Here is a 24,810-nt window from a genome sequence, read left to right as displayed (position 1 = left end):
AATAGAAGATGAATTTATCTTAATCTCTTTCATTATAGTGAATAATGTTATTGGAGAATACAATGCTGGCATGCGTATCTGGAAAATGAATTCATCGATTATGAAGACCAGCATGCTGTTCGATATATAAAAGACTTGACAGAATTTTTTGGATGTTAAAGTGCAATAGTTTACTTTCTTAATCCTTTGAAGTACCTTATGCTAATAAGTAAGAAGAAAGAAGAAGCTCAAAAGGTTTTTTTCATTAGGTACTATACTATGACATTCACAGTTAAGAAAAAACTATATAAAAATTTCTTATGTTGAGGACAGGTGTTAAAATGCTTAAAGATTTTTTAGAAAATCAAGCCCCCAAAAATCAAGATTTAAAAAAGTTATATGATTTGATTCATAAATATGGACCGTTGAAAAAAGTGGATTTGATAGAGAAAACAGGGATAAAGAAAACAACTATGGTACGGATGATTGATGAACTTTTAAAGAACAAGTTTATATGGGAATCGGGTCTAGAGGAAACACCGAGTGGCCGTCCGCCAATTCTATACGATATTGTACCGACTTATAATTATTTGATTGGTGTTCATATTTCACGTATGAAAACCAATATTGTTCTGTTGAATTTGCGTTTCAAAAAAGTAGACCAAAAATCTTTCGTAATGACTTCTTTGCATACACCTGAATTTGTTGTTTCTAAGATTGAAGAAACGATTAAAGATTTCATGGAACAATACCACTTCAATGAAGATTCGCTTCTTGGAATCGGTCTGGCAACTATTGGGCCATTGGATCGGAAAGAAGGGATGATTTTAGAACCGGAAGCATTTCTTGCTGCAAAGTGGAAAAATGTTCAGCTTGTGAAAATGATTCAGGATAAGTTTGCAGTTAAAGTAATTTTGGAAAAAGGAGCGAATGCCGCAACAGCAGCTGAGTTCTATTCGAGAAATCATTTATACAAAAACATTCTGTATTGCATTAGCGGTGGCTGGGGAATGGATTGCGGAGTCATGATTGATGGAAAAATTTTGCAGGACCAGTATACAAACGAGAGTGGATACGGACATATGATTATTGATATAGATGGAAAAGAATGTTCATGTGGAAAAAAGGGGTGTGTTATTGCTTATACATCATTTAAAGGAATTTTACACAAATTGAATCATTATACTTTCACTAATGAGATTAACAATGAACTATCTGTATTGCCTTCTTTGGATGATATGATGGAGTATTTCAAGCAAGGAAATCGACAAACTAAAAAAATGGTTTTAGAAACTTCCCGTTATTTAGGAGTCGGTCTATCAAATCTCATTAACTTATTCCAGCCGGAATTAGTCGTGTTAAGTGGGCCTCTCATTTATGAATTTAAAAATTATTACGAAGAAACAGTCGCTCATGCTTCTGAGCATTTACATGGAGAAAATAATCTTAAATTTACTCAAGGAGTTCTTAAAGAAGATGCTCCAGCTGTTGGAGCAGCCATCCTGCTATACAACTCTTTCTTTTTAGATTAATTATCGAAATAGTTGTTGCATTATTTCGATAATTAATTTAAAGTAATCGTTAATCAATTAAATCCATTTTGGATTTAATTGATTAAATGAAAGCGTTATCTTTATAATTATTCAAATTTAAGTTCAAAATGGTAAAAAGGGGAGAGCAAATATGAATGATTTAGTTGTAATGCTTGGTACAGGAAGTCCGCGTTTGAATGCGAAGAGATTATCAATATCACAGGCTTTGATAATGGAAAGCATTCCTATTTTAATCGATTGCGGAGAAGGGGCAACGATGCAATTAGTGAAGGCGAAAATTCCTCCTCAAGACGTAAAATATGTTTTTTTCACTCACCTTCATGCTGATCATATATTGGGCTATGCTAATTTCCTGATTAGTGGATGGGTAGAAGGGCGACGTGAATTGACAGTAGTCGGACCAAAAGGGACGAAAAAAATGCACGATTTATTGGTTGAAATGCTGAAAGATGATATCGATTATCGCATGTCTTTAGGGCGTCCTGAATCTGGCATTCGTGATGTCAAAGTAATTGAAATAGAACAAGCAGGAAAAGTGGAAGTGGATTTGCCGATAGAAATTCACTGCGCAGAAATGATTCATAACGTGCCAACGTTTGCCTTTCGTTTTGAAGCAAATGGGAAATCGGTTGTTTTCTCTGGTGATACGGCACCGCCGACTGATGCTCTTTCTGAATTGGCGAAAAATTCAAATATGTTAATACAGGATTCATGTCTTACTTTAATCGAAGAAGATCAGACACCGAATGCTGCGAAAATTTGGGAGAACCTTCAGAAAGAACATTGTACGCCCAGCCAATGTGCTGAAACAGCTAAAAAAGCAAATGTAGATCAATTAGTATTGACACATTTTTTGCCGAAAATGAACCCGGAAGATGTCAGTAAAGAAGCTTCAGAAATCTTTAAGGGTGAGGTTTACGTACCTAACGATTTAGATGTTATCAAAATTTCAACTAAGAAATTAGTAGAAACTTTATAAACAATACAAAGGGGTGGAGTGTATGAAGTTGAAAGGGAAAAGTTTAACAATCTTGGCTGCTGGGATAGTGGCTGCAACATTACTGGCTGGTTGTGGAACTCAAGCAGAAGGAGATAAGAATAAGAGTGCTGGGATTATTCCTGTCTATACACCGGGAGCTGGCGGTATTTCTTATGTATTAAGCGCAGGCATTGGCAAGATATTTAACAGTAATGAAGCCGTTCCGGGAGCCCAGTTGGTAACGGAAGCTACAAATGGCGGAGCAGAAATTATTGAATTGACACTCGATAAAGCTAATCAGGACAAGGCTGCTTTTGGAATAAATTCTTTAGTGGAAGTCGCTTCTTCATATGAAGGAACTTATGATTTGATTGAAGGCAAGCATGAAAATCTACGAGCAGTAAGTTATTTGACGTATGCTGCAGCGCATATGATTGTGTCGGCCGATTCGGCTGTTACTACCTACGATGATTTAAAAGGTAAAAAGATTGGCTTGCCCCCTGGTTCTGCAACGGAAGCTATCGTAAAAGCTTTGTTGAAAGATGGATACGGTCTCGAAGAAGGGGATTATACTGTGTTGCCGCTAAGTTATAAAGAAATTCAAGAAGGCATTCAAAATGGAAGTATTGATGCCGGCCCTTTGCTAGGAGCGGTCCCGGCTCCATTAATAAACGAGCTTGGGCAATTGCATGATATTCGTTTACTGACCATCGAAGAAGCTGAAGAAAAAGCGTTTCTTGAAGCAAATCCATATTATACGGTAAAAGAAGTAGAGGCGAATACTTATCCAGGTCAGTCGCAAAAAGTAATAATTCCTTCTATGGAAGTAATCGCCTTTACACATGACGGAACCGACGATGAATTGGTTTATCAATTTGTGAAAACTATATTGGAAAATCCAAAAGAATTGGAAGCAGTCCATCCAGTCGCCAAAAATATTTCAGCGGATACGATTTTAAATGGCCTGGAAATCCCATTACATCCGGGAGCCGAGAAATACTATAAAGAACAAGGAATCATGAAGTAAACAGGAGGGATCATATGAAAAGGTGGATTCAATGGATTGTAGGCGCTCTTGCACTTTCTCTGGCTCTCTTTCACTTATATGCTGGTGGAATACAGCTTTTTCCAGCAACACAACAACGTGCGATTCATTTAGGGGTTGGATTGGCTCTTGTTTTTCTTCTCTATCCGCTTATTAAAAAGAAAAGAGAGGGTGTTTCTGAAGGATGGATTGCTACAGCGATTAACATTACATTAGCCTCAGCAGCAGTAATTGCCTGTACTTTTGTGACGGTACAATATATTGAATTAGCTACCTCGCTCAGTAATCCGACAACGTGGACTTTAATCATAGGTGCAGTGATTATTGTTCTGACGCTTGAAGCTTCAAGAAGAATGTTGGGTTTAGCTTTGCCTCTTATTGCACTTTTCTTTCTCGGGTACGCACTATGGGGAGATCGTTTACCATTAATGTATGCTCATTCAGGGTTGACCATTGAACGGATCATCACACAAATTGGATTGAGTAATAGTGGGATTTTCGGAACTCCATTAGGTGTGTCAGCCAGTTATGTTGTTTTGTTTGTTATCTTTGGCGCATTTTTAGAACGTTCCGGCGCTGGCGGATTGTTTATTGATCTGGCGATGGGCTTAGTTGGGAGATTCAGAGGAGGAGCTGCTAAAGTTTCTGTTATTGCGAGTTCCCTTTTTGGTTCAATAAGTGGTAGCCAAGTGGCGAATGTTGTCAGTACAGGAGTATTGACGATTCCACTTATGAAAAAGGGCGGTTATAAGTCGACATATGCCGGTGCTGTCGAATCGGTTGCCTCGACAGGTGGAATGATACTGCCTCCTGTTATGGGAGCAGTCGCCTTTTTGATGGCAGACTTCCTTCAGATTTCTTACGCGCAAGTTGCTTTAGCAGCTCTGATTCCAGCAATTCTTTTCTATGTTGCAATTTTCATTATGGTGGATTTGCGAGCAGCGAGAGTAGGGTTGTCATCAGTTGAAGAAGTAAAAGAAATCAATACCAAACAATTGATTTTAACAAAAGGTCATTTGGCTCTTCCGCTTATTCTTTTAGTCTATTTATTAGTTATTCTGCAGATTACAACGGAAGAAGCGGTATTTTGGTCGATTCTTTCGGTGCCACTTGTAAGTTGGATCAGAAAAGGAACACGTATGAGTCTAGGGCAAATGAGATTAGCTTTGCAGGACGGCATCAAAATGTCACTTGTAGTTATTGCTGCTTGTGCTTGTGCAGGAATTGTCATCGGTGTTATTGATATGACGGGCATTGGGTTGCGTTTTTCAGGTTTATTACTGGAATTATCAAATGGCAACTTTTTCTTATTAGCTCTGCTGACTATGTTTGCATCCATTATATTAGGAATGGGTCTTCCACCAGTTGCCTGCTACTTAATACTCGCAATCTTAGCAGCTCCGGCTATGGTGCAAATGGGAGTTCCACCACTAGCCGCTCATTTGTTTATTTTTTATTATGGAACTTTGTCAGCGATTACACCTCCCGTTGCGATTGCAGCTTATGCTGCAGCAGGCATCGCAAAAGCCAATCCGATGAAAGTTGGATTTGAGGCTTGTCGACTTGGAATCGTGGCGTTTATCATCCCGTTTATGTTTGTCTATAATTCAGAATTGATTTTAGATGGAACACCAATAGGGATTGTTTCTATGATCCTGATTGCATTCATTAGTGTGGCTGCATTGTCGATAGCCATTGAAGGCTTTATGTACAGAAAAATGGCATTGCTTTCAAGAGTAATTGTATTTGGTGCTGCACTTATGCTTATCCAGACAAACATTATTCTGATAGTATCCGGACTAATCATTTTAGCGGTTACACTGTTTATTGACCAGAAAGTAAAAAAGGAATCGATACCTAAAGTGACTTATTCAGCTAAATAAAAGTAAGCGGGAACATCTTTAAAGGTGTTCCCACTTTCATGTTCTCATTCATTGTTATTGGACGAAATAATAATAATAATATTAGAAGAAAGGAGCAGCAAAGTGAAAAACAGCCGGTGGCGTCTCCTCGGACGAATATTTTGGATTTTTGCTTCAATCAGCCCGATTTCGTTTGGTGGCGGCTTTGCAATGATGTCGATCATCAAAACGAAAGTGGTTGAGCAAGAAAAATGGATGGGCGATGAAGAACTCATCGATGCATTTGCGTTAGCGCAGTCGATACCCGGTGCAGTCGGTGTAAATTCGGCTGGTTTTATTGGTGTTCGAGTAGCAGGTTCACTTGGTGCTATCGCCGCCATACTCGGTATGTTGATTCCAACTTTTGTCATCGTTATCGCTTTGAGTATCACATATGCCCTAGTTCAAGACAGCGAAGCGGTAGATGCTGTGTTCAAAGGAATTCGTCCAGCTGTTGTTGCATTGATTATTTATGCGGCAATCAATACAGGACGATCAGCGATTTCGGATAAATGGGCTTTTACGATGATGACAGTTGCCGTGCTGGCTTTTATTTTTCTGCAAGCACATCCGATTCTTTTATTGGCCATCGGTGCTGTCTATGGAATTATCAAGGGCAGGAATCAAAAGAAGGAAGATAAAGAACTATCGCCGAAAAATATAATTTCAGAAGACACCCCCAAATAATCAGTTGTTTGAAATGGAGGAGAGGCTATGATTTTCTGGGAGTTGTTTCTAGCTTTTTTCATGATTGGTTTTGTGGCTTTCGGAGGCGGTTATGCCGTTATTCCATTAATAAAACTGGAAGTGCTTGGCCAAAATTGGATGACTTCTCAGCAACTGACAGATGTCATCGCTATCGCCAGCATGTCACCAGGACCGATTGCCACGAATACAGCTGTTTTCATCGGCTTTCAGACTGCGGGGATTGCCGGCGCTGTGACCGCTGCCATCGCTATCACTTTACCATCAGTGCTCCTAGTACTAGTAATTGGCCTCTTTTTTAAAGGTATTAAGAACTTGCCTTATGTTCAATGGATTCTTCAGGGGCTGCGGCCGGTTATCACTGCATTGATTATTTACGCAGCGTTTTCGTTCGCTAAATCCAATGACCTTTTTTCCTTTTCTCAAGAAAGTGCCATCAGTATTATCCTGGGAATGGCCTGTCTAGTGGCTCTCATGAAATTTAAATTGCATCCCGCAATTGTGTTGTTTGTTGTAGGGGGAATAGGGACATTGGTTTTTTAATATAAAAAAATCATTCGTAAGATTTTTAACCTTATAAGTGGTCCTGACGTTGTTATCTTTACTATGCTAAAGGCTAAACAGAAAGCCGGGAAGTGCAGAGAAAGGGAAAATGACAATATATCGGTTGTTTTCTTTCTTTTCATATGTTCGCAAAATCTCAATTTAACGAATAAGTTATAACCTAATTAAGTTAACATATGAGGGATTATCGGAAGGGAAGAAGCTGATTAAGCTTTTCCCTTCTCTAGATGCCCAAATTATTTATCCTATTGAAATTTAGCAGCAGTCAGGATAGTCCTGTCTAACAAGAAAAAATGAAGAAATCCGTTTTCTATTTTAAAAATACATTTTTTTGAATTGTTTACAAATGGTAAGATGAAGAAAAAGTGGAGGTGGGCTTATGAGTGAAACGCTTCTGAAAGTCATCGGGGCTGTCTTACCTCTTATCTTATTTGTTTTAACAAGTATTTTTTCTTTTTCCTCTTCCTCAAGGCAGCAAGCGAAAATCCAGAGTGATTTAATTGAAACGTTATACATGAAGCTATTAGATATCTATGCAGCAAATAATGAGGAAAAGGAAGAGCGGGTGAAAGCGTTTCTCGACACCTTCAGCTTTTCAGAACTCAATACTACTTTTGTTCCGATTTCGCATCACCAACTCCTTAAGTCAAAAGATAAGATGGCGTCCTTAGAACCCTTTGCAAAGGTCGAACCTTTTTTTGGCAACTTTTCAATCACTATCGAAGAAAAATACTGGCATCAGCATATTTATAGAATTCGTGCTATAGGGACGTCAAAAAATTGGCTGGTTGCATTATTTAATAAAGTCGGTTGGAATTATGTATATAGGATGTTAAATTTAAAGACCTCGGTAAATAAATTCGTTATAAAGAGACTTATGGGTTTTAGCGTGATTTTGGCAACCTTATTTTATTTGATGATTCGTGCTGATCCATATATTGATTCAACGCCAGACGGAATTTCATACTTAATAGTCTGGATATATTGTATGTTCATTTACATCTATATAGGATACTTAATGGCAAGTATGACTATTGCGCTCGTAACTTATACCAGGCTGAAAACGGAGATAAAGGGGGAAAAATATATCAAGAAAAAAGCTTCTTCATATCGAGCATATTGAAGCTCAAATCACCCTTTCCTCAATCTTGAAAGAACAGGAGGTCCATCTTGAAATGTTGGCCCGATGGAACTTTCAGAATGAATGGATTCCGCCAAATATCTTTGTCCCGATTCTCGAAAAGCTCGGGCTTATTTCAGAGTTAAATAAGATATTGGTGGAGCAGCTGTTGCAGGATCAAGAAATATTGCATCTGAAGTTTCCAAAGCTATCCGGTTTCTCGCTCAACATTTCGCCGTTTATTTTTAAGGAAAAAGAAGAGGAAGCATTTTTGAGCTATTGGATAGAACGTCTTAGTCAAACGGGCATTGAGCACCAACGCATCTGCTTAGAAATCACGGAATCGTCCTTAATTGATCAGTCAGCAATAAATTTCCTTGAAAAGTGCAGGGAACAGGGATTTGTTGTGGCAATTGACGATTTCGGAAAGGGTTTCTCTTCTTATGAGTACCTGGGCGCTAAGCCATTCAATGTGTTAAAGTTGGACATTTCTTTAATAAGGCAGATATCTTCCAACTTCCGGAAAGCCATCATAGTGGAATCCATCATCAATCTAGCAAAGAAGCTGAATTTAAAAGTAGTCGCTGAAGGCGTGGAAATGGAATCTCAACATGCATTGCTGGAGAAAATGGGAGTGGATGCGATACAGGGATACCTGGTGAGTCATCCAAAATTCCTAGAAGATTTGAACTCGACTATCGGTATAAGAATTTGAATGGAAAGTTAAAGCCTTTTTAGAGGTAATGCCATATAAAGATGAATGGGCACCATTACCAGACACCAGGCTTAAGTCGATAAAAACTTCTCTTGAGAGAAATTGACCTTCGCACTTAAACTACTACACTAGGAAAAGTAGTAGTGGAAAATGAATTTTCTACTCAGTCTAATTGACGGATAGAAATTAAAAAGCAGAGCGGATTTCTTTCCCCGCTCTGCTTTTTATTCCTTTTCGTTCTTATCCATCCTGCGCAGGATGACGCGCTGCTCTTCCTGGCTGAGATTCGTGTAGAGGGAAGTGGTCTCGATGGAATTGTGGCCGAGCTGATCGCGCAGGGCGACAATCGAACCTCCTTCGTCCAGAAAGGCTTTCCCAAAGGAATGGCGCAGCTTGTGCGGGCTCAGCCGCTTGCCGTCCAGTAACGCTTTAGATACTTCTTCATTAATTTCTCGTACGCTTCAAACAGAGGGACATGGGTTTTGCCAAAGTCCTTGGTCGTAAAGACGAACTGGTTCTCTATTTCTGGTTAGTAGAGCGTCTCCTGGACCACTAATTTGAGGAATCCTTATTTTTTATCCTTTATGTTAATTGTTTTAAATTTTAATTTCATAATATTACAAAAATAATAATAAATACCTATATTTTATTATTTATTTCCTCTTATACTATTTCTATAAGACCATATAGGAGGAAATAAATTGAAGAAATTTTCGTTGTCGCTTATCGCGACTGTGATGTGTATCAGCCTTGTTTCACCGCTTCAGCCTGTAGAAGCGGATACGAACTCTACTTCTCGAATGGAAGCACTTCCGGTTCAACAATCTGAAACCCCTTCCTACCAAACGGAAGTGGAACTCATAGAAGAACGCACCGCGACCACCCAGGTTTTCCAGCAGGAAGACGGGGCGCACCGCATGGAGATCTCTCCGGAGCCGATTCATGTGCAGGATCCAAAGACCAAGAAATGGGTGCCGATCGACAACACCTTGGTGGAGAAGCCAACCGGCCGCCACCACAACGCCAAAAATAACTTTGACGCCTCCTTTGCGGCGGAAACCGCAAGTGCCGAACCGCTGGTTTCGCTCAAGCAACGCGGCAAGACCGTCGAAATTGAAGCCATCAAGCACAACGGGAAAGCCGCTAAGGCGGTGGAAGCCGTGACCAAAGAGAACCAGGTCACCTACGAAGAGATTTATCTACATACGGATCTCGTCTACACCGTCGGCAACACCAAGATCAAAGAGGACATCATCTTCAAAGAGCAGCCGGCCGGCACGGAGCCGCTTTCGTATTCGTTCGACTTCCGGATCACCGGAATGACCCTCGAACGGACAGCGGACGGCTACCTGTACCTGCTCGATGCAACCACAAAGGAGCGCCTGTTCGCCATCGAGAAGCCGTTCATGATGGATTCGTCGGCCCCGGAAGGGTTCGTCTCCAACCTGCCGAATCCGGTGCCGGAAGGCGCCTGGACCGATGCCATCGGAGTGGACGCCCAGCAGACCGGCGACCGGCTGACGCTGACGCTGAAACCGGACATGACGTGGCTGCAGGATCCGGACCGGGTCTACCCGGTCGTCTTGGACCCGACCGTGAAGGTGTATCAGCCGAACTATGCCTTGAACGACACGACGATCCGCAGCGCGTTGCCAGGGACGACGGGCGGCGCCGACCATGAACTCGGGGCGGGCTTGTACACGAACAGCACGACCCACAACGTTGTCCGTTCCCTGCTCCAGTTCGACATGGGCACGCTGCCAAAAGGCGCGAAGATCATGAACGCGCAGCTGAACCTGCGCCTGTCGTCTGTCTGGAATGACACGCCGGCCTCCATTCAGCTGTTTGAAGCAAACAATGCGTGGGAAGAAAACAGCGCCACTTGGGACCGCCGGACTTCCGGTACTTTGTGGACGAACAAAGGCGGCGACTACAGCCCAACGCTGCTGTCGAGCCAGACGGTGGGGGCTTTAAGCGCCACTGCCGCTGAGCCGCCGCTGTTCAAGTGGCCGATCAAGGCGGAAACGGTCCAGAAATGGATGGACACCCCGTCGCAGAACCTGGGCTTGCTGCTGAAGTCGTCGAACGAGACGCTGGCCACCTACAAGAAGTTCTATTCCGGCAATGCCGGCGGCATGCTCAACTACTCGCCGAAGCTGACGATCACCTATTACCCGATCAGCCGGCTGGGGACCGAAAGCTACTGGTCCTATTTTGATCACGAATTATCCGAAGGGCAGGGAAGTGTCAATGTCGGAACCGGCAATCTGGTTGTGGATGCGACGGATTTCTCTGTCAGCGGCCGCGGCAATTCCGCTCTGAACTTCTCGCGCACCTACAATTCGAAAGCGGTCGAGGATTCGCCGCTTGGTTATGGCTGGTCGTTTACTGGAAGCGAGACCGTCTCGGAATTTCCGAACCGGGATGCGCTGTATCAGGATACCGACGGCACTATCCATCTGTTTGTGTATAATGCCACTAACGGAACCTATGCAGCCCCTCCGGGCCTTTACCGGACCTTGACGAAGGCGAACGCCGATGCCTTCGTGTTGACCGATTATAACGGTAACCGGACGGTCTTCCGTGACCTGATCAAAAATCCGGAAGTGCACTCCCGCATCTACCGGATCGACTACGAAGAGGACCGCAACAAAAACCGAACGACGTATCAGCGGCTGGCCGATGGCACACTGACCGGCATCCTGGACGCTTCCGGCCGGACGTTGACGCTTGTGTATCAGAATGGCCGAATCGTCTCCACGAGTTTCGAGGGCACGAAAAAGACCGCCTACACCTATAAGACGGACGGACGCCTGGAAACGGCTACGCATTTCAAGGATGCTTCCACTGGGACCACGACGACGTACCGCTATGACACTGCCGGGCTTCTTTCAGCGATTGTGGATGGCAACGGCGAAATTACTAATTACGTGTATGAGAATGGATATTTGAAAAATGTTCAGCAACCTGCAATTGATGCTAATAGTTCTGCTCTTACCTATGATTACAGCAACTTGGCTAATTTTATAGTAAGTGAAGCTAATGCGCTTGGTAATAAAACTACTTATAGGGTTAATAATAACTACCTTATTACTTCTGTGACGAATCCATCTGGAAATACCACTTCTTACAAATTCGATAGTCAATATAATTTACTATCAAGTACAGATCCGAAAGGTAATATGGTGACTAATACTTATGATACAAAAGGAAATATATTATCAACTACAGACAGTCTAGGTAACCAATCGTCATTTACTTATAATGGGTTTAGTCAACCTCTAACTGTGAAGGATGCAAACGGAATAATTACTTTTGCATATAGTGCAAATGGAGATCTTGTATCCGAAGTGAATCCATTAGGAGAAGAGATTACTTATACGTATTATGAACCATACGGAAATTTGAAAACTACTACACATCCTGATGGTACGGTTGAATATCAGGAATACGATGCGCTTCAAAATCATCCTATAAAAAAAACCGACGCTTTGAATCGTACTGTTTCTGTAATTAATGACAAATATGGGAACACTACAAAACTCACCAATGCGAAAGGAGATTCAATATTTTATAATTATGATGAGCTAAATCGATTAACGTCTATAACAGATGCGAAAGATAATAGTACAGCTTATAGTTACGATTCCAATGATAACCTTACAAATATTCAAAACGGAAATGGACATACTGTTACACTTGGGTATAATTCACATAACCAATTCGCTTCACGCATTGAGCCACTCGGACAGAAAACCACCTTCAGGTATGATGTAGCTGGAAATTTGACTGAAAAAATCAAACACGATGGATTAACCTCCATTACTACTGCCTATACGACAGATAACCTGCCAGAATTTATCCGAGTCAATGGTTACTTGAAATGGCAATTTGTTTATGACCAAAACGGTAATACGATCTCTGTTAAAAATGGAGAAACAGGCGCTGCTACTTCATTCGGGTACGATACAAATGATCGATTAAAAACGATTACAAATAATAATCGGAAGATTGAGTATAACTATTCATCAACAGATGCAGTGACAAGTATCCAAGGAAGTACGAGTTCATCTCTTTTTACTCATGCATTTGTTTATGATACAAACAATCAATTGAAGAACACTTATAAAAATGGATCAGTTCAAACCGGCTTGGATTACAAGTCCACTGGTTTATTAGCAGAACGACGCTATATTAACGGAATTCACACCTTCTTAGATTACGATGCTGCTGAGCAATTGAAGCACTTGAAGGTAATTAAAGGATCATCAATTTTAATAGAAGAAACTATCACCTATGATTTAAATGGAAATTTAACTCTAGTTACATCTGCTAACGATCAAAAGGCATTTAAATACGATATTCTTAATCAATTGGAGAACCAGCACCTGCAGAAACACCAATTGACCGAGTCATACACTTATGACGCAGTTGGAAACCGTTTAAGCAAAGAAACAATAAAGAACGGCGTTTTAAATATTACCTCCTACGTCTATAATGCTAATAATCAATTAATAAATGTTAACGGTCAAAACTATATTTATGATATAAATGGGAACCGAACGAAGGATGAAAAATTTATCTATTTTTATAATAAGTTTGATCAGATAACAAGCATTAAAAATTTAGCTGGCGCGACATTAGCTAGTTATACTTATGATGAAGAGGGACGCCGTATCAGCAAAACGGTAAATGGTAAAACTAGCTTTTATCATTACGGTAAAGGGATTCAGGTATTATTCGAGTCAGACAGTACTGGTGCTATTACTACTGAATTTGTTTATGATTCAGAAGGATTACCTATGATAATGACCAAAGACGGTTTTAACTACTTTTATGTTTACAATAGTATGGGTGAAATTATTGCCCTTACTGATTCTAATGGCCAGACTGTAGCTTCTTACTCATATGATGCTTGGGGAAATATCCTTACTCAAAGTGGAAAAATGGCAGCAGAGAATCCTCTTCTTTACAAGGGATATCAATATGATGTTGAGACAGGTTTATACTATCTAATCGCCCGTTATTATGAAGCCACAAATGGTGTATTTCTTGGAACCGATCCATTGGGAGGAGATATAAGAAATTCACAAAGTCAAAACGGGTACAACTACGTAAGCAATAATCCACTGCTATTTATTGACCCAGATGGAAATCTCCAAAAACACCATATAGGCGGTGGCGGTGGTGGTGGCGGCGCAGGCTTAGTAAGAACTCCCAAAGGTGGTTCTTATAAAGGCGAAATCCCTAAAAATAAAGTAACTCTTCCTTCCAGTAAGACTGCAGCTAATGCAGTGTCTAAGAAACTTGGTGGAAAAGTAAGCCAGTTGAAGAATGGGTATAAAGTTGAAATTGCGAATGGTAAAAAACCGATTGTAGTCAGGTTGATGAATTCAGGTTCTGGAGGTAGATCAAAACCTTACTTCAGAGTCAGTATAGATGGTAAAGGTTCATATACACTCGACGGGAAAATTTCTTCTGATGCATCTTTAACTCATATAGACATGAATCCAGACTATTCAAGTCAAATTTCCAAAATAGTTAATACCATAAAAGGGAAGTGAACATTATAGAAAAATTAGAGAGCTCATTAAACCATCTATGGTCCTCAAGAATAAAAAAAGTAGAATTTAATCTTTTAAATAATTCTATTATATTCGAGGTGACCTCAGAAAATAATGGAGTGAAAACCGATTATAACCTAACATTTTTTGATGTTTCTTCACATTACTATACAAGAAACAATGGAAAAAGTAGATTTTCAAATTTTTCATATGAAGAAGGAGATTATTTAGAATTAACTTCAATAGATTATTTTAAAGATGGAGTTGGCAGTATAACTATTGATTCATTAGAAAAAAGTTGGGTAAAAGAATATTATGCATCAGCAAATTTTGCTTTAGAAATTTGGAGTTCTCTTTTATTCATTGAAGCCAAATCGATTAAAATCAATAATGAACATTTTACAGATTTAATTAAGTATTAATTAAACTATAATGAAAAGCGGTAAGTAGTCACAAAAAAGTGGCTCTTATCGCTTATTTTTATCCTCTTGTTAATTCTCATTCTCCATCTTACGCAAGAGCACCCGTTGCTCTTCTTGACTAAGGTTGGTATAGAAAGGAGTTCTTGGTGGTAATATATCCAATCTAATTTCGTAACGCGACAAGAGATCCGTCTTCATTAAGGAACCTTTTAACAAAAGAATAGCGTTCTACAGAATCCTACACTTATGATGAATTAAGCAATTTCCAAAATATCACAGTAGATGCGTTAGGACGAACTACTATATCGTTAACAAATGAATTTGGTGATATAACAAGTGAAAAGGATACAAAAGGATATTCAGCTCTATATAAATACGATCAGTTACAGTTATTTATATGATTAAGATGGTAATCGAAAAAAGGACCAACAGTTTATATATGAATATGATGAATATAATCAGTTAGTTAACACAAAAAAAATTCAGGGCAAATCGTTTCATCTTATACTTACGATGAAAAGTGCCGTCGAATCATTAAAACAACGAGTAATGAAGTGAGATATTACCATTATGGAAATGGAATTAATATTTTATTCGAAACTGATGAAATTGGAAAAATAGTGAAGGAGTATATTTATGATCAAAGCGGTTTCCCATTAACTATGTCTAAAAATGGTGAAGTTTTCTATTATGTTTTGAATAGTCATAAGGGTGTAGTGGGATTAACTAATTCTCTAGGAGAGACTGTTGCTACTTATAGCTATGATGCTTTGGGAACGTACTCTCACAAGATGGAGTAATGGCAGATGAAAATCCTTATCGATATGCTGGCTATAGATATGATAGTGAAACAAAACTATATTATTTAATTGCAAGGTATTATAATCCTTCAGAAGGGGTATTTCTCTCTTTAGATTCTAACCCAGGAGAATTAAATGAACCGGAATCTCAAAATGTTTATAATTACGTCAATAATAAGTTAGATAATTTATACAGGTCCAAATGGAGAAGCAGCTGCTTTTTCATGGGCAAGAATAAAGTTTACAGGAAAGTGTGCATTGAAAGCTTGGATGGCCGGATATATAGGGTGGAATGCTGCAGAGTCTGTAATTTCCGGCTCGGTAGCTATAAAGCGATAAAATAAGCCAACTTGCTAAAACAGGGCTAAATGCAAGAAAATCTAAATATAGAGCAATGACTGAGGATTTCAGGAACGTAATGTCAAATCGAAGTAACAGAAGAGCTCTTGAAAATTCCATAAGAAGAATTTCTCAGAAGTTAGGCGCTAAAGTAGCAGGGAGATTAGTCACTAGGGTAGGTTTTTGGTGGACTGATGCTTTAATTATAGGTGGAAACTTTGGATACGGATATTACATCTATGGAAGGAAGTAAGAAGTGTGTTCACAAAAATTAAGCTTTACACGATTAGTACTATTATAGTTTCATTAATAATTCATATCTTATGGATTTATGAGAAAGAGGTTGATATATTCGAAGGGATATGGCGAGTTGTAGTACTCCTTTTCTTGATTTCTCTTCTTCGCAAAAATCATGAACAACAAGAATCAATTTCTAATTTTCAAAAAATCACAATCTTTTTTCTAAGTATAGTTACTGTAGTGATTGGCGAAGTTATCTATCTACAATTGCTTAAGTAAAAATTATATAAAATTAAAGAAAGGAAAAACTTCTACAAGCAAAAACTTGAAGAGGTTTTTCCTTTCTTTCTTCATTCTTCAAACAAAGATATTCTAAGGAACATGATTTTATAGCTGATAGATTAAATATTGCAAATGGATTAGATACGGCGGAGCGATTGAACTGGTCTAAAGAGGCAAGACGACATCGTGTAGTAATGTATGGGACTAAAAGAAAATAAGATGATTCATTTTAATTTACGCTAAATTCATCTTTAGCTTAAATTTATATATTTTTTAAAGTAGGTATGATAAAATCAAGTTACGAAGTATACATGTATACCCGCTGACTGTAAAATTGGCTTAGTATTCAAACCGAGTTTATACAGTGCCACAAAAGCGTTTAGATATATGCATCCATTAACCAATAAGGAAAAGCAGGTGTGTGTAGATGAAAGAATTTGCTTACATAGATTCATTAAAAAAAGAGCTGGATCAATTCAGGCCGCTGCCTTCCGCTGCAGTAAGGAATTTGAAAGAGGTCTACCGCGTGGAATGGACGTACAATTCCAATGCCATCGAAGGAAATACGCTTTCGTTGATCGAAACAAAAGTCGTACTTGAGGACGGATTGACGATTGGCGGTAAGCGGCTCCAGGAACATTTGGAAGTCATCAATCACTCAGCAGCCATTGATTTCGTGGAAAATCAGGTCAACCAGACCGGAGAACTGGATGAGAGAACCTTAAAAATGATTCACTACTTGATTTTAAAGAACATTGATGATGAAAATGCCGGCGTTTACCGGTCCATCAATGTCTGGATTTCAGGCAGTCAACACACGCCGCCGCATTTTTTACAAGTGTCGCAGGAGATGAACGACCTTTTCACGTGGTATGACCAGGAAAAAGAACGTCTGCATCCCGTTGAACTGGCGGCATTGTTCCATTTCAAGTTTGTCTATATTCATCCCTTTGCGGACGGAAATGGCCGGACCGCCCGCCTGTTGATGAACTTGATCCTGATGAGCCACGGCTTCCCTCCCGCTATTGTGAAAGCCGAAGATTCACAGCGGTTGCATTACTACGAAACCTTGGAACTAGCAAGTGTCCATCACAATACAGCGCCCTTTATCAAGTTGATCTCCGCGTGTGTAGAAGAAAGCTTGCTCAATTACTTGCAAGCCATTAAGTAAATTCAGCTACTCTACTTTATTTCAACCGAACTATTGTTCGCTAAAATTCGATTTAGCGTAAAGTTTGACCTTCTTTGATGAATCGAGTTGAAAGCAGGTGTTCGGATGAACCATTGGCGCTACATCGAACTGGACGACGGCATCGGCCATGGCCGGACGGCAGACGGACTTCCCTTCTGGGAAATGGAGATCCAGGGCTGGAACGACGATGTCACCTTCACGGACCTGACCGACCTCCGCCTCGGAAGCGGAAATTAGCGTGGCCTACACCCGCCCCGAGTTGCAACATGACCTGATGATCGACCAACTCGTAACCCAGGCCATATCCGATTTACGGGCGGCGGCTTCCGCCTTCTGCCGACCGGATTGATCCGGTTATTTTTTTTAACCCTTACCAACTATTTTAAAGGACGTGATCCAATGCCCGCCCCAACGAGAAAAACCATTCTAGCCGAACAGCACATCGAACAGGCGCTGCAGGACATGCCCTTCTATGTCGTGGAATATGTGCGCGCGAAGAAACGCGCATCCTATTCCGTCCGCACGCTGAGCGGCTACCTGCATGACTACAAGCGCTTTTTTGACTGGCTGCGGCAGGAAGGCTTCACCGATGCGGAGAAGACCGCCGATATCCCTTACACGGTCTTGGAATCCTTGAAAAAGAAGGATATGGAACTGTTCTTTGAAAGGCTCATGGAGGAAAAGATCGAGAAGCGCGAAGGCATTTTCATCACCCGCTCGATCGACAGTACCACCCGCTTCATCCAGTCGCTCAAGTCGCTTTTCAATTACTTGACGACGGAAAGCGAGGACGACGAAGGCGAATGTTACTTCTACCGGAACGTCATGGCCAAGATCAAATCACCGAAGAAAAGCGAATCGACCGCCCGCCGCGCCAAGCGGATCAGCGCCAATACGTTCAACAGCTCCGAAATGACGGATTTCCTGGACTTTATCCGGGAGGACTATGTTCTGACCTTGACTTCCCGGCAGGCGGCCCGTCATGAATACAACCGCCTCCGCGATATCGCCCTCATTTCCCTGCTCCTCGGAAGCGGGATGCGCGTAAACGAAGTGGCCGGCCTGCTAATTCCGGACATCGACCTGATCCATGGGGACGTCCATGCCCTGCGCAAAGGCAACAAGCTCGATACCGTCAGCATCACCGACACCGCCATGAAAGACCTGAAGAACTACCTGGACGAGCGGGAGCGGCTCTACAAGCCGGACAAGAAGAACCAATTCGTTTTTCTGACGAAATACCGCGGCAAGGCCAATCCGATTTCGGTGGAATCCATCGAGAAGCTGGTGAAGAAGTATTCGGAGGCGTTCATGGACGGCAAGCGGCTGAGCCCACACAAATTGCGCCACTCCTTTGCCAAAGGGTTTCTGGACGAAGGCGGTTCCCTCGTCGCCTTGCGGGATCAGTTGGGCCATAACACTATCGAGACTACTTCCCTTTATACCAATCTTAGCCAAGAAGAGCAGCGGATGATCTTGCGGAGAATGGACAATAATGAAGAAAAAGAAAAAAGTAAATAAGCAGAAGGGGTCGTTCCCCTTCTGCTTTTCATCAAATCCTACATAATAAACTAATTTTTGTTAAAAAGGTATATTTCGTACTCTTCATAATCCTAAGCAATTCAGCATGAACTTCTGTCTATTAAACTAGGTTCCATGCGAAATACAGTTGTTTTTGCTGTTTTATTTTCTCCGCTGATTTTCTCGAGCAGTAATCCTGCAGCTTGATTCGCCATGTCGATTTTCGGCTGTGAAACCACCGTGATTGGCGGTGTAAAAAAACCGGCAAAGGGTACTTCGTCGATACCGATAACCGCTACGTCTTCCGGAATCGACAGCTGATTTTCTTTCATATATTTCAGAACTTCAATCAACACAATATCATTTCCCGCTAATATGGCTTCAGGCGGGCAATCATTCATAAACAACTCTTGTAAAACATCTTGAAGATGTTCTGCATCAGCTGTTTTAATATAATCCTGCCGAATCGGCAAAAGGTGTTTTTCAAGCGCTTGCTTATATCCCTCAATGCGTTCCACACGCGGGCTTATACTTCTTATGACTGATGTGGTAATGATAGAAATCCTTGAATAATTATATTCTACGAACTTATCGACAGCCAGTTCCGCAGCTCGGTGATTATCGAGTAGGACTGTATCAATGTCATACCCATCAATTTTCCGATCCATGAAAACAAGTGGAAAATCCCTTTTTTTCATTTGTTCATACAGGTCGAGATTTCCGCCGGTCGGAAAAATAATGAGGCCATCAACTTGTTTTGCCAACAGCATTTCAATATAATTCCGTTCTTTCTCCGGTTCATCTTCCGCATTGCAAATAATAGTGTGAAAGTTATGCTCATTAAATCTGGTTTCCAAGGTCCGAATAATATGTGTTGAAAAAGAGTGGAGAATATTCGCGACAATGATTCCCACTGTATAAGTCGTCTTTTGTTTAAGACTTCTTGCTACACTATTGGGATGATAATTCAATTCTTCAATAGCCGCTTCAATTCTTTTTCTTGTACTTTCACTCATATATTCATAACGTTTGTTTAAATACTGCGAAACCGTACTTTTGGAGATCTTTGCATGTTCAGCCACATCGGCCATCGTTACACTTTTCATCCTTTAATCAGACTCCTGAGTAAGCCATAAAGCCTCCATCAACGGCAAGCGTCGTACCCGTAACAAATGATGAATACGATTCATCTGCCAGGAACAGGAGTGCACCCAAAAGCTTATCGGGCTCACCGAATTTCTTCATTGGAGTCGCTTTTAATATTTTCTGGCTGCGCGCTGTCGGATTGCCCTCTTGATCAAGCAATAAATCCCGGTTTTGTGTCGTCAAGAAAAATCCTGGAGCGATGGCATTAACGCGCATGCCTGTTTCTGCGAAATGGACAGCCATCCATTGTGTAAAGTTATTGATGGATGCTTTGGCTGCGCTATAAGCAACCACTTTCGTCAAAGGCGCATAGGAACTCATCGAAGACAAGTTGATGATGGCTGGTGCTTCGCTTTTCAATAGCTCTTTGCCGAATACTTGGCAAGCCAGGAATGTGCCCATGAAGTTAACGGAAAATACGGATGAAAATCCGCTTTCTTCCAACTCGAAGAAGGATGGTCCTGTAGCACCGTCTTCATGGAGTTCGGGACCAGTGATGGCATCCGGATGGTTGCCACCGGCACCGTTTATCAATAAATCGATTTGACCATACTTTTCAAGTACCTTTGTTTTCACTTTTTCCAGTGAATCACGATTCAACACATCAGCTGCAAGCGCTATTCCCTGCCCACCTGCATCCGTAATCTCTTGTACTACACTTTCGCCTTTTTCAGCTGTTCGATTTAAAATCACCACTTTCATGCCTTGGCGTGCCAGCTCGCGTGCCATTTCTGAGCATAAAACGCCGCTGCCTCCTGTGATTACCGCAACTCGGCCCATTAAGTTTTCATGAATTGGAATCATTTTGCACCTTCCGTTCTTTTAGTTTCATAAGCGTCCCATAGTCCAAGCAAGTACATAATCCCCAGAGCCCGGTCATATAGACCGTATCCGGGACGGCATACTTCGCCCCAGATGTGTCGCCCGTGATCAGGACGTACATAGCCATTATAATTTTGCTCATGCAATTCTTTGACGACCCCTTTGACATCAATTGATCCGTCCTGTGTATAATGTGATGTTTCCGTGAAATCGCCGTTGTCGTAAATTTTCACGTTGCGAATATGGGAAAATGATGAGCGGTTTGCGTATTTCTTTGCAATTTCGACCATATTATTTTTGGTGCTCGCTCCCATGGAACCTGTGCACAGTGTAAAAGCATTGGATGGTGAATCCGAAATTCCGATTAATTTTTCATAGCTTTTTTCACTTGTGATAATGCGCGGCAATCCGAAAATCGAGAATGGCGGATCGTCTGGATGGATAGCCATTTTTATACCCGCTTGTTCAGCAACCGGTAAAATCTCTTTCAAGAAAATTTCTAAGTTATTCCATAACTTTGCTTCATCGATCTCTTTATAAGCATCGAATAATTCAGTGATGCGGTCCAGTTTTTCTGGTTCCCAGCCTGGAAGCGTTAAATCGGATGCTTCGCTGACTGTACGGATCAATTCTTTCGGGTCGGCGTTTTGCACTTTTGCATTTTCAAAGAATAAAGCCGTTGAACCGTCTTCCAGTGGATGGAACATTTCTGTGCGCGTCCAGTCGAAAATCGGCATAAAATTATAGCAGATCACTTTGATGCCGAATTCTGCCAAATTCCGAATCGATTCTTTATAATTTTCGATATAGCGGGCGCAGTCTGCGTTGCCAAGTTTGATGGATTCATGGACATTAACACTTTCCACTACATCAGCATGGAAACCGTGCGATTCGATATAAGCGACTTCCGCTCCGATTTCTTCTTTTGTCCAAACTTCTCCAGCCGGTTTATCGTGAAGTGCCCAGACAATGCCTTGGACACCTGGAATTTGTTTTATATGCTCAAGTGTGACCGTGTCGTTTCCTTGGCCATACCAGCGAAATGTCATGTTCATAAAAAGGCTCCTTTACTGCATGCTTTTCTGCATGTATTTTTGGGTTAATTCAACAGCTGAAGTAAAGCCGCCTGTTGCGTAAGCTTTATTCAGATCACTGCCGATTCCGACTGCAACTGCACCGGCTTTCAGCCATTCCTGAATATTGTCCAGATTGATGCCGCCTGTCGGCATAATGCGCACATGCGGTAGCGGCCCATTAACAGATTTGATGAACGAAGGTGTGAAGTTATTTGCAGGGAATAATTTGATGATGTCACAGCCTGCTTCCAGTGCTTTGACCATTTCACGAATTGTCATACAGCCCGGTAAATACGGAATTCCGTAGCGGTTGCAGACAACAGCGATTTTTTCGTTGAAGTGTGGGCTCACCACAAACTTCGCTCCTGCTAAGATTGCATGGCGCGCTGTTTCCGAATCAAGCACCGTCCCTGCGCCTAGCAAGACGTCTTCGCCAGCCAGGGCTTCAAATACTTTCTGCACTTGAGGCGTGGTATAAGTCAATTCAATGGCACGGATGCCGCCTTCTATTGCCGCTTTCGATAATTCGATTGCTTCTTCCGCACTGCTTCCACGGATGACCGTCACCACTTTTGTATCTGTTATACCCAATATAATTTCATGTTTCAGCATAGTACTTCTTCCTCCTTCATCAGCGTTCAATAAGCTTTTCTTTACGAACTAATGATAGGACCTCTTGAAGATAAGGAAGTCCTTCATTGTCTCCGGAAACCGTGGTCACAAGTGCTCCTACTCCGTTAGCGAATTCCAGAGCTTCTTCAGGAGTATAGCCGTGAAGAACGGAATAAATATAACCAGCATCAAAACCATCTCCGGCTCCTACTGTATCCACCACTTTTACTTGGAAAGCAGCTTTTGAATACCAGTTTCCTTTTTGATACAGCCTTGAGCCATTGCCACCGTCTTTTATGACAAGCTGGTCGATTGCAAACCGTTCAGCAAACTTTTCCAGAGCCGTGTCGGAAGCATCTCCATTAATCATTTCAATTTCATCCAAACCTGTTAGCAGAATATTGACATGCGGCAAAATTTTCGTGTAGGCAGCTTTCGCCTGTTCCAAAGTCCATAGTTTCAAGCGGATATTTGGATCAAATGAAACCGGGACCTCCTTTTGAGCAGCAATCTTTAGCACCTGTTGAATAATCGCCAGGTTTTTCGGATCGATTGCCAGAAAAACTCCTGTCAAATGAATCATATCTACGCCTTCAAACATCTTCTCTGTGATGTCTTCAGGTTCCATTGTTAAAATTGGCGACTGATAGCGATAGTAAAACGTTTTGCCTGATCCGTCTTCACGGATTTCTTTAAAATTTAATGAAGTTGGATAATTATCGACTAAATTTACTTCCGACATATCAATTCCTTCGCCTCGGGCAAAGTTATAAATGACTCGACCGAATTCATCTCCACCCAGTCTGCTTGCCCATTTTGTATCCAGGCCCAGACGAACACAGCCAATGGCAAAGTTTAACTCTGCTCCGCCTACTTTACGGGTAAATGACGGGACATATCGAAGTGGTCCCGTTTCTGAAGGATTAAACGTAATCAGTGCATCCCCCAATGTGAAAACTTTAAAATTTTCTGCCATAATCATTACCTCTCTCATACCATTATTCTTTTGGTGATAAATCGATTTAGTAAAAGTGGAAACAAAAGTTTCTTCAAACCCAGTTTCGAGAAGGTTCTGAACGTTGGATGGTTTCCACTTTTTATGCTCTTTAAATAATCCTACTAGGCAACTTTTCTGTGAAAATCCATAGAAACCCCCGAATCCCAAAACTTTTCTCAAAGTATTGGAAATTCAGGGAGAGTTCAGGACTGTAATGAGCAATTTTTACACTAGTAAAACAAATAGAGATGTTGAACTAAAGAATAAAATCTTTCAAACCGATTTCGGCATCGTGCGCCTCATATAGCTCCGAATTGCCTGAGACGCGCCTGTGTTAAGAAATAATCTACATCAGTTTTCATGAATACTTTTCATTTAACTTTCAAAAAAATTCTGTTCCCAGTCTAGAAAAGAGCGGGATATTTTTTACTTCGGATTCGGAATAGAGTTTAGCATATCTTCTCTTTCATCTGCCGGTTCTGCAGAAGACACAACCATTCTTTCTTTTTTGGCTTTTTCTTTAACTTCAGCAATTGAAGTCTGGATTTCAGCCATTTTCTTGCTGTCCAAATGATAAAACTTCATGGCGATCAACGAAGCGATCCAGCCAAGCACCGGAATCCCGAATGCCAGGAAGATGGTCATTCCGTATAAGGAAGTCGTTAACGCATCCCCCAGTTCCGGGAAAGTGTCTTTATAGCCGATCAACGCCACTGCAAAACCGACAAGTGCCGGAGCCAGCGACGAAATCAATTTATCGACGAACGAGAACAGCGTTCCGATCATCCCCGGCACGTAACGGCCGGATTTGAACGTCTCATAATCGGAAACATCGGCAATCATCGGATTGACGAGTGCATTGGGCAGGTTACCAAAGCCCATGCCCAATGCGTACAAGACAATGAAGCCGATCGTGGCAAGGCCCATATTGCTCAATGAAATCGTTGTCGGATCGATGGTGAAGAGGAAAGCCGCCAGCACACCGAACGCGATGAGGCCGATCCAAGTGGATACGACAAAAGCTTTTTTCAAATCCGTTCTCCGGGCATACCAGACGCCCACAAAAGTGATCAACAGCGTCGGGACAATGATGATCATGGAAATCGTTCCGCTTAATGTGTAATCCCCCAACAAGATTCCGAATAACATGACCATAACAACGGCATGGCGCAGGACGCTTAACGTCAATTTGTCGCTGGAAGCTGCAATGATCAGCATCTGCAACGGGCGATTCCC

22 protein-coding genes are annotated in these 24,810 nt (G+C 41.4%); 15 read left to right on the top strand and 7 right to left on the bottom strand.

Features of this window, described 5'->3' with window-relative positions; translation table 11 throughout:
* The first annotated feature begins 320 nt into the window (after positions 1–320).
* The 8 genes from AC3AQ9_RS18290 (at position 321) to AC3AQ9_RS18255 (ending at position 8,561) form a co-directional block, all read left to right on the top strand.
* Entirely contained in the window at positions 321–1,511 is a 1,191-nt protein-coding gene (locus tag AC3AQ9_RS18290; RefSeq protein ID WP_488308924.1) for an ROK family transcriptional regulator, read from the top strand.
* Positions 1,512–1,662: 151 nt separating this feature from the next.
* On the top strand, positions 1,663–2,511 hold the full coding sequence (locus tag AC3AQ9_RS18285; protein ID WP_488308923.1) for an MBL fold metallo-hydrolase: 849 nt from the start codon (positions 1,663–1,665) through the stop codon (positions 2,509–2,511).
* 22 nt (positions 2,512–2,533) lie between these two features.
* Complete coding sequence (locus AC3AQ9_RS18280; RefSeq protein ID WP_488308922.1) at positions 2,534–3,538, top strand: TAXI family TRAP transporter solute-binding subunit; 1,005 nt, start codon at positions 2,534–2,536, stop codon at positions 3,536–3,538.
* A 14-nt stretch (positions 3,539–3,552) separates the two neighbouring features.
* Positions 3,553–5,439 carry a TRAP transporter permease gene (locus AC3AQ9_RS18275; RefSeq protein WP_488308921.1) on the top strand — a complete coding sequence of 629 codons (1,887 nt, stop codon included), beginning with the start codon at positions 3,553–3,555 and terminating at the stop codon, positions 5,437–5,439.
* A 102-nt stretch (positions 5,440–5,541) separates the two neighbouring features.
* A complete protein-coding gene (locus AC3AQ9_RS18270) occupies positions 5,542–6,144 on the top strand; it encodes a chromate transporter (protein WP_488308920.1) in 603 nt (200 codons plus the stop codon).
* Between the two features lie 27 nt (positions 6,145–6,171).
* Positions 6,172–6,705 (top strand): chromate transporter, encoded by a 534-nt coding sequence (locus AC3AQ9_RS18265; protein ID WP_488308919.1) that lies wholly within the window; start codon positions 6,172–6,174, stop codon positions 6,703–6,705.
* A 400-nt stretch (positions 6,706–7,105) separates the two neighbouring features.
* Complete coding sequence (locus AC3AQ9_RS18260) at positions 7,106–7,849, top strand: hypothetical protein (RefSeq protein ID WP_488308918.1); 744 nt, start codon at positions 7,106–7,108, stop codon at positions 7,847–7,849.
* 25 nt (positions 7,850–7,874) lie between these two features.
* Positions 7,875–8,561 carry an EAL domain-containing protein gene (locus tag AC3AQ9_RS18255; RefSeq protein ID WP_488308917.1) on the top strand — a complete coding sequence of 229 codons (687 nt, stop codon included), beginning with the start codon at positions 7,875–7,877 and terminating at the stop codon, positions 8,559–8,561.
* Positions 8,562–8,785: 224 nt separating this feature from the next.
* Here the strand turns inward: AC3AQ9_RS18255 and AC3AQ9_RS18250 are convergent, their stop codons facing one another.
* Positions 8,786–8,983 carry a tyrosine-type recombinase/integrase gene (locus AC3AQ9_RS18250; protein ID WP_488308990.1) on the bottom strand — a complete coding sequence of 66 codons (198 nt, stop codon included), beginning with the start codon at positions 8,981–8,983 and terminating at the stop codon, positions 8,786–8,788.
* A 279-nt stretch (positions 8,984–9,262) separates the two neighbouring features.
* On the opposite strand from AC3AQ9_RS18250, the gene AC3AQ9_RS18245 reads away from it, so the two are divergent.
* The 7 genes from AC3AQ9_RS18245 (at position 9,263) to xerS (ending at position 18,921) form a co-directional block, all read left to right on the top strand.
* Positions 9,263–14,125, top strand: a complete 4,863-nt coding sequence (locus AC3AQ9_RS18245) for a DNRLRE domain-containing protein (protein ID WP_488308916.1) — start codon at positions 9,263–9,265, stop codon at positions 14,123–14,125.
* Positions 14,122–14,547 carry a YxiG family protein gene (locus AC3AQ9_RS18240; protein ID WP_488308915.1) on the top strand — a complete coding sequence of 142 codons (426 nt, stop codon included), beginning with the start codon at positions 14,122–14,124 and terminating at the stop codon, positions 14,545–14,547. The genes AC3AQ9_RS18245 and AC3AQ9_RS18240 overlap by 4 nt, the downstream gene beginning before the upstream one ends.
* A gap of 554 nt (positions 14,548–15,101) precedes the next feature.
* Complete coding sequence (locus AC3AQ9_RS18235) at positions 15,102–15,347, top strand: hypothetical protein (protein ID WP_488308914.1); 246 nt, start codon at positions 15,102–15,104, stop codon at positions 15,345–15,347.
* Positions 15,347–15,691 carry an RHS repeat domain-containing protein gene (locus tag AC3AQ9_RS18230; RefSeq protein ID WP_488308913.1) on the top strand — a complete coding sequence of 115 codons (345 nt, stop codon included), beginning with the start codon at positions 15,347–15,349 and terminating at the stop codon, positions 15,689–15,691. Before AC3AQ9_RS18235 ends, AC3AQ9_RS18230 begins: the two co-directional genes overlap by 1 nt.
* Positions 15,692–16,635: 944 nt before the next feature.
* Complete coding sequence (locus tag AC3AQ9_RS18225; protein WP_488308912.1) at positions 16,636–17,379, top strand: Fic family protein; 744 nt, start codon at positions 16,636–16,638, stop codon at positions 17,377–17,379.
* Positions 17,380–17,484: 105 nt separating this feature from the next.
* On the top strand, positions 17,485–17,637 hold the full coding sequence (locus AC3AQ9_RS18220; protein WP_488308911.1) for a hypothetical protein: 153 nt from the start codon (positions 17,485–17,487) through the stop codon (positions 17,635–17,637).
* A 162-nt stretch (positions 17,638–17,799) separates the two neighbouring features.
* The gene (gene xerS, locus AC3AQ9_RS18215; RefSeq protein ID WP_488308910.1) at positions 17,800–18,921 is read left to right on the top strand and encodes a tyrosine recombinase XerS; all 1,122 of its coding nucleotides are present in this window, start codon (positions 17,800–17,802) and stop codon (positions 18,919–18,921) included.
* Between the two features lie 101 nt (positions 18,922–19,022).
* Here xerS and AC3AQ9_RS18210 read toward each other — a convergent pair whose 3' ends face one another.
* The 6 genes from AC3AQ9_RS18210 to AC3AQ9_RS18185 all read right to left on the bottom strand — a co-directional run.
* Positions 19,023–20,027 (bottom strand): LacI family DNA-binding transcriptional regulator, encoded by a 1,005-nt coding sequence (locus AC3AQ9_RS18210; RefSeq protein WP_488308909.1) that lies wholly within the window; start codon positions 20,025–20,027, stop codon positions 19,023–19,025.
* A gap of 7 nt (positions 20,028–20,034) precedes the next feature.
* On the bottom strand, positions 20,035–20,871 hold the full coding sequence (locus tag AC3AQ9_RS18205) for an SDR family oxidoreductase (protein ID WP_488308908.1): 837 nt from the start codon (positions 20,869–20,871) through the stop codon (positions 20,035–20,037).
* Positions 20,868–21,944 (bottom strand): mannonate dehydratase, encoded by a 1,077-nt coding sequence (gene uxuA / locus AC3AQ9_RS18200; protein WP_488308907.1) that lies wholly within the window; start codon positions 21,942–21,944, stop codon positions 20,868–20,870. The genes AC3AQ9_RS18205 and uxuA overlap by 4 nt, the downstream gene beginning before the upstream one ends.
* A gap of 12 nt (positions 21,945–21,956) precedes the next feature.
* Positions 21,957–22,577: a bifunctional 2-keto-4-hydroxyglutarate aldolase/2-keto-3-deoxy-6-phosphogluconate aldolase gene (locus tag AC3AQ9_RS18195; protein WP_488308906.1), complete on the bottom strand. Its 621-nt coding sequence runs from the start codon at positions 22,575–22,577 to the stop codon at positions 21,957–21,959.
* A 19-nt stretch (positions 22,578–22,596) separates the two neighbouring features.
* Positions 22,597–23,553, bottom strand: a complete 957-nt coding sequence (locus tag AC3AQ9_RS18190) for a sugar kinase (protein ID WP_488308905.1) — start codon at positions 23,551–23,553, stop codon at positions 22,597–22,599.
* A gap of 447 nt (positions 23,554–24,000) precedes the next feature.
* Positions 24,001–24,810: MFS transporter (locus AC3AQ9_RS18185; RefSeq protein ID WP_488308904.1), on the bottom strand; the 810-nt coding region annotated here is incomplete at its 5' end.

It is taken from the genome of Planococcus sp. VCh962 (assembly GCF_057748275.1).
This window is presented reverse-complemented; position numbering and strand designations above follow the sequence as displayed.

What these genes read in the sequence shown, in the direction of transcription:
- AC3AQ9_RS18290 (WP_488308924.1), top strand. Translation starts at nt 321, where the DNA reads ATGCTTAAAGATTTTTTAGAAAATCAAGCCCCCAAAAATCAAGATTTA.
- AC3AQ9_RS18285 (WP_488308923.1), top strand. Translation starts at nt 1,663, where the DNA reads ATGAATGATTTAGTTGTAATGCTTGGTACAGGAAGTCCGCGTTTGAAT.
- AC3AQ9_RS18280 (WP_488308922.1), top strand. Translation starts at nt 2,534, where the DNA reads ATGAAGTTGAAAGGGAAAAGTTTAACAATCTTGGCTGCTGGGATAGTG.
- AC3AQ9_RS18275 (WP_488308921.1), top strand. Translation starts at nt 3,553, where the DNA reads ATGAAAAGGTGGATTCAATGGATTGTAGGCGCTCTTGCACTTTCTCTG.
- AC3AQ9_RS18265 (WP_488308919.1), top strand. Translation starts at nt 6,172, where the DNA reads ATGATTTTCTGGGAGTTGTTTCTAGCTTTTTTCATGATTGGTTTTGTG.
- AC3AQ9_RS18260 (WP_488308918.1), top strand. Translation starts at nt 7,106, where the DNA reads ATGAGTGAAACGCTTCTGAAAGTCATCGGGGCTGTCTTACCTCTTATC.
- AC3AQ9_RS18230 (WP_488308913.1), top strand. Translation starts at nt 15,347, where the DNA reads ATGGCAGATGAAAATCCTTATCGATATGCTGGCTATAGATATGATAGT.
- AC3AQ9_RS18225 (WP_488308912.1), top strand. Translation starts at nt 16,636, where the DNA reads ATGAAAGAATTTGCTTACATAGATTCATTAAAAAAAGAGCTGGATCAA.
- AC3AQ9_RS18220 (WP_488308911.1), top strand. Translation starts at nt 17,485, where the DNA reads ATGAACCATTGGCGCTACATCGAACTGGACGACGGCATCGGCCATGGC.
- xerS (WP_488308910.1), top strand. Translation starts at nt 17,800, where the DNA reads ATGCCCGCCCCAACGAGAAAAACCATTCTAGCCGAACAGCACATCGAA.
- AC3AQ9_RS18210 (WP_488308909.1), bottom strand. Translation starts at nt 20,027, where the DNA reads ATGAAAAGTGTAACGATGGCCGATGTGGCTGAACATGCAAAGATCTCC.
- AC3AQ9_RS18205 (WP_488308908.1), bottom strand. Translation starts at nt 20,871, where the DNA reads ATGATTCCAATTCATGAAAACTTAATGGGCCGAGTTGCGGTAATCACA.
- uxuA (WP_488308907.1), bottom strand. Translation starts at nt 21,944, where the DNA reads ATGAACATGACATTTCGCTGGTATGGCCAAGGAAACGACACGGTCACA.
- AC3AQ9_RS18195 (WP_488308906.1), bottom strand. Translation starts at nt 22,577, where the DNA reads ATGCTGAAACATGAAATTATATTGGGTATAACAGATACAAAAGTGGTG.
- AC3AQ9_RS18190 (WP_488308905.1), bottom strand. Translation starts at nt 23,553, where the DNA reads ATGGCAGAAAATTTTAAAGTTTTCACATTGGGGGATGCACTGATTACG.